8 protein-coding genes and 1 pseudogene are annotated in these 4939 nt (G+C 41.3%); 1 reads left to right on the forward strand and 8 read right to left on the reverse strand.

Annotation, left to right across the window (positions count from 1 at the left end):
• Nucleotides 1-150 precede the first annotated feature (150 nt).
• From V7K67_RS26140 to V7K67_RS26170, 7 genes are all read right to left on the reverse strand, one after another.
• A complete protein-coding gene (locus V7K67_RS26140) occupies nucleotides 151-636 on the reverse strand; it encodes a hypothetical protein (RefSeq protein WP_335169001.1) in 486 nt (161 codons plus the stop codon).
• A gap of 6 nt (nucleotides 637-642) precedes the next feature.
• Nucleotides 643-903 (reverse strand): hypothetical protein, encoded by a 261-nt coding sequence (locus V7K67_RS26145; RefSeq protein WP_335169003.1) that lies wholly within the window; start codon nucleotides 901-903, stop codon nucleotides 643-645.
• The gene (locus V7K67_RS26150) at nucleotides 897-1178 is read right to left on the reverse strand and encodes a CHC2 zinc finger domain-containing protein (protein WP_335169005.1); all 282 of its coding nucleotides are present in this window, start codon (nucleotides 1176-1178) and stop codon (nucleotides 897-899) included. The genes V7K67_RS26145 and V7K67_RS26150 overlap by 7 nt, the downstream gene beginning before the upstream one ends.
• Before the next feature lie 68 nt (nucleotides 1179-1246).
• Nucleotides 1247-1915, reverse strand: coding sequence for a hypothetical protein (locus V7K67_RS26155; RefSeq protein WP_335169007.1), 669 nt, complete (start codon nucleotides 1913-1915; stop codon nucleotides 1247-1249).
• Nucleotides 1882-2442: a 3'-5' exoribonuclease domain-containing protein gene (locus tag V7K67_RS26160; protein WP_335169009.1), complete on the reverse strand. Its 561-nt coding sequence runs from the start codon at nucleotides 2440-2442 to the stop codon at nucleotides 1882-1884. The genes V7K67_RS26155 and V7K67_RS26160 overlap by 34 nt, the downstream gene beginning before the upstream one ends.
• Nucleotides 2443-2545: 103 nt before the next feature.
• Nucleotides 2546-3214, reverse strand: coding sequence for a hypothetical protein (locus tag V7K67_RS26165; RefSeq protein ID WP_335169011.1), 669 nt, complete (start codon nucleotides 3212-3214; stop codon nucleotides 2546-2548).
• Nucleotides 3215-3217: 3 nt separating this feature from the next.
• Nucleotides 3218-3868, reverse strand: a complete 651-nt coding sequence (locus tag V7K67_RS26170) for a hypothetical protein (RefSeq protein WP_335169013.1) — start codon at nucleotides 3866-3868, stop codon at nucleotides 3218-3220.
• A gap of 153 nt (nucleotides 3869-4021) precedes the next feature.
• Between V7K67_RS26170 and V7K67_RS26175 the strand changes: the two genes are divergently transcribed.
• Nucleotides 4022-4339, forward strand: a complete 318-nt coding sequence (locus tag V7K67_RS26175) for a DUF6464 family protein (RefSeq protein ID WP_335169015.1) — start codon at nucleotides 4022-4024, stop codon at nucleotides 4337-4339.
• Here V7K67_RS26175 and V7K67_RS26180 read toward each other — a convergent pair.
• Nucleotides 4336-4830 (reverse strand): annotated as a pseudogene (locus V7K67_RS26180) (DUF5662 family protein); the annotation flags it as partial. The gene V7K67_RS26175 and the pseudogene V7K67_RS26180 sit on opposite strands and share 4 nt — an antisense overlap.
• Nucleotides 4831-4939 lie beyond the last annotated feature (109 nt).

A 4939-nucleotide genomic window follows, 5' to 3' on the forward strand; every position in this document is an offset into this window, starting at 1 on the left:
TGGCTGATGAGGCTGATTTTCTTCATGCCCTCTAATCTACCATCTCTCTGTACTTATTTTTCCTGGTAGCCTAATTTCCACCGTGAACGGTTACAGAAGATATATCTGTCATAAAATTCTCCTAATACATTTTCACAATTAATTATGGCATTATTTCATCTGATGTTGTCCATTTATATCAACATAAATGGACATATTTGCCACTCCAGTACACGTCACATCGACAATCCAATTATTTGGAGGTTTTAAGGCTTGTCTTTTTACAGAAGTTATCCCAGAATCAGTTTTTAAATCGTAAACCAATCCCGCGCTAAAAAACTGCTTTAAAGCGGGAATACCGTGATGCAAATCCAGTGCCGTTGACAATGCTAAAGCCTCAGCAGAAATGCGATCGCTAGCCCCCATTGTCATCAAAATTTCTAATCTAGCAACTAGAAACTGAAACCCCTGCCGCACATCTTTACCCGAATTCTGGTCACGGTCTGGCTCAAGGGAACGAATTGTAATTATTCCGTAGCGATCGCCCTCTGCAATACCCTCATATTTATAGGTAGGTGCTAGCTGAAATAAGTTGGTGAAGTACTGATTCAGGTTTTCAAAGAAGTCGGGACATAGTTGTGAGTAGGGACTGAGCATAGGTGATTAAGTTTTGAGGTTTTTTAAATCAATAATCTTAGTTATTTCGCTCTTAACGGAGAAAAAGGCTACAGCCCAAAAAATTATTAAGAACAGTTTCAGTATTAGTTTTGTCGTGTTCAAGTCCCAAGGCGCTTTTTGTCCCCGATGGTAATTCCAGAAATATTCAGGTTGAATTTGCTCGTATAGCTTAAAGGTAATTTCTGAAATTACCCAGCCAGCAGAGAAATAGATGCCAATGCCAATAAGGAATAAAATAATTAGCATATAGAATAAGTTTCTGATAAGTCTTTGACTACTTCATCCAAAGGTTTATCTTGAATTAATCCTAAGAACATCACAGATCCACCACCTCTTGCACAAGAGAAACAGTAAAACATTCCTTTGCTAGGTGCGATCGCAAATCTTCCTACTTCTTTGCAAAATGGACAATCGCCGTGGTAGTCCCTATCTCTTGGTGTTAAGTTGACATATTTGGAGACGATATTATGTATGTCGGTGTTAGCTATGGAGTGGATTTTTTGCAGTAATTCTTTATTCATAAAAATCTGTTTTCTCCTGAAGGTCTTGCTGTGTAAGAGTCTTAGCGGCAGGTAGAATGTACTGAGTATTAAAACCCCTTTGGCGGAATAACCCCGATCGCACTCAACCTTGAAAGTATCTCTACTTTTTTCTCTAAGAAAATTACATCATCAACCGCATCAACTTTTTTCTCCCATCCTCCCTCGTTATCAGCTTCGTCAGGATCTCGCATCCGTTCATTAGCTTGTTTACATAACAGCGCACATTCTTCTAATGAGTGCATCTCCCAAAGTTTTGGAGCATGGCGCTTGAATATCAAATACAAATCAGTTTTGACATCTAAGACATAATCCCCAGTAGTCGGTGCAGGTTTCCCACTATCTGCAACTGGTTCTGTTTTCTCCAGAGAATACCCCATCAATTTCTCTAAGAATGACAAACCAGGACGTAGACTCTCTCCTTCCCCAACTGGACGGGTACATACCAAAAGTAGATGTCGGGATTCATCGGTTAAGCGATCGCATTCAATACCAAACAACTGCGTGACCTTGCGATAATGAGGTGCGAAGTTTTCATACAAGACGGCGGCAACTTCTTCAGGTGGCCAAACTGGCATTCCCGATAATTCAGTTTGCAATTCTAAATGGTATGCCCGAATGGACTGATGCTTGATGGCGGGAATATCTGCTTTGAACAAAAGCCTAAAATCACCATCCGTAAAATTTAGGCGACTCCACTGCATTGAAATTGCAACCACTCCCAACGCTGCTTCACAGTTCTCGCCCCTAACAACGCATTATGATTTCCGTCGGTTTCCAAAGACGGTGGCAGTTTACTTGCGGGAACTCCCAAATGAGTTTCAGCGAATTGAATAATATCGTTGCAACGCATAGGAAACCCGTTAGGCAACCTTGACATTTCCCCAAAGAGCCAACAAAATATCACCCAATCGTAAGCGCACCACTCACCCCAGAATTCCGGTCTTTCTGGCATTGTGGCGTTCTTTAGTGAGTTAAAAGTATGGTGATAAAGTTCATGCCCTTCATCATGTTTGATGAACGCCATCACCTCAAATGCGATCGCATCTTTTGGTTTCCAAACCCGATCAGTCCTTGGTGGTAAGGCAGAAATTACATTCTTCTTTACCCAATCGTTGGCCTTATCAAAATCACAATTGTCATTGATTGCGTAAAATTCCCGCCCGTCTTCAGCGACAATGCCAATACTAATTAAATCAATGGTAGAGCCAGTCTCAACGAATTCAGTGTCTAGAAAAAATCTCATTTTCGATACATCACGCTTAGAAAAATAAAAACTAATCCAGCTATTGCTTCTTGGTAGTTAATCTGCTTTTTAAGAAGCATGGAAAAAACAATGGTAATTTCTTTCACATCAGTACTTCTACCTTTGTTTCGTCAACTCTTAACTTAATAGTCCTTAACTGATTCTTAGGTGAAATAGCATTTCCTGTTTGCGGTTCCCCCAAAACTCGAACATACCTAATGCTGTTGTCCTCCCATAGACAAACAATATGTGCGATCACATCTTCCAAGAATTCTGGCAGTACAGTAATTGATCTTGGGTAAATTACCGCAGTTTTGACCTTGACAAGTTTATCCTTCAAATTCTTAGAGACATAAATTCTCCCTTCCGAATTGATTGCTATTTGGTCATCTTCTCCTACGTCATCACGGTGAGGTACAATCTCCAATCCACTCCCTTCCCCTGTTTTTTGATTGGAATCGTTTAAGTAATAGGCGATCGCACTACTTAACTCCGATTCAACTATCTGAAAGTTACTCTCCCCTCCTAAATCCTTCAACCTCCCTGACCTTGACTTTAAGTGACACTCCAGCATTTCAAAGGAACGTGCATCACGGTCAACTCGATAATCCCTACCCAATGCGATCGCACTTAGTTCAGCGCAGTCGATGTTCAATTTAAACATCATCTGCAATTGTTCATCAGTAAGCTTAACGGAAGTAGGTATTGCATAAGCAGCGATGGATTCTCCTTTGACCTCCATCCATGCTCGGTATATTTTCTGAATTTCCACTTGTTAGCTTGATGGTCTAGTAATACCTTGGGCTGTTTGAACAGCATCAATGGTGCTGTTGCCAGTTCCAGTCAACGGCCCAAAAGCTTGTTGTTGTACAGGCGATGCCGAACCGTCATACCAGTTGCCAGAAACATTGATTACCGGAAATCCAGTAGCAATAGCCCCAAAGACAACGTTCGCTTGACCGATTTTTCTATGCAACGCAGTGCCAGCATTAGCAGTTGTTGTGGCAATAACTACATTTCCAGGAGTTGTGGAATCTGTATTAGCTAAAGTGAATGCCTGCCCTGGAATCACCGAAGTAATTGTAATTACTGCCCCAACGCTCGTAGCCTGCACATTAGGATTCGTATTAATCAATGTCGCCAAGAACGTGGCGATCGCAGTTGCCGTTTGACTTGCTACCTGCTTATGGCGATAGGTGAGAGTGCTGCTACCAACCGTAACTGCGATCGCATATTCGTCACCCGTAGTCCCAGCAGTTACGGTAACTGTAGATACTTGGGCAACGTTATCAGGATCTAACGTTAAATACCATTCGATGGCGATCGTATTTGGAGTAGCCGTTGAAATCCGGTACTCTGTCTCCAATTCAGTTGGGGTAGTACTAGAATTCTTGGGGCGACTATAGTCAATGACTCCAATAGGCATAATTATATTTGTGAAATACTGGCATTATTTTGCGCGATTTAGCTTTCATCGGTTGCGATTTTGATGTTTCAGCAAACTCATAGTAAAATTCGGATGAGATTTACGATTTCCGCAGAATAAAGGCCAAGAAAATCGCATTTGGAAGCGAATTGCATGAACCCATCAATCAGGAAGCGTCGGCGCGATCGCCATAGGCTAAGAAAACCCAAACAAAAGTTTGCTTTACAGTTTAATTTTGGTGGATTCAATATCGAAGCAAAATTCAGTGCTTTGATTTTACCAGCAGCAGAAAGTTTAGCTGCCATTGCGAGGCGTTTATCTCAACAGTTAGCCGAAAGCCTGAATCAAGGAAATTTTTCAATTAGAAACCTCAACCCTTGCGTTTTCAACTCTGGTAGCAAGTATCTAAAATGTGCTGTTAACCCGAAAGGTGACTGTAATACCTGTCAGCACTACTTAAAGAGATGTTAAATGTACTTTTGCGTCTTCAGGTTCTCAAATCCGTTGCTCTTGTTAACTAGTTCGACTGAGTTGAGAAATATATTCGTAAGTTGGTCTGATATGGCGAATCTCTTTCTATTAATTTCAATACTCTTATAAATGTTCCCGTCATTATGTCTTTTAGTCGCCGCATACCAATCGCAGAACATTTCTAGCACATCTACTAAATTCATCTCGCCCACTTGGGACGTGGATTCTAGTGATTCTTTGAGCAACTTTTCATGGACTCTATTAATCAAGTTAGAGTCAGCAGGTGATAACAGTCCAAAATTTTGGAGGACTGTCTCAATCTCCCGTAAATGCTTGATATCTTCATTATTCTGCTGCTCCACTTCCGACGTTGCTGGCTTAGGAAAAAATTCTGGGTGATGTCGATTGTGAGCATAGTGATGGTCAAGCGCTGGCTTCATCTCGCTCAATAGCTGATGATATTCTGGCGTTCCATAAGTAGTCCCCGCTAACTTTGGGGTTTGTTCTCCCTAGCTATCTAATTGGTATACAAAGCAGGTAAGCTGATATTACACCTACCATCGGTAAAAAATTAGTGATAGTAAAGTTGCCTCGCCATCG

Origin of the sequence: Nostoc sp. (genome assembly GCF_036917155.1) — a bacterium.
In the GTDB taxonomy this organism is placed as follows: Bacteria; Cyanobacteriota; Cyanobacteriia; order Cyanobacteriales; family Nostocaceae; genus Nostoc.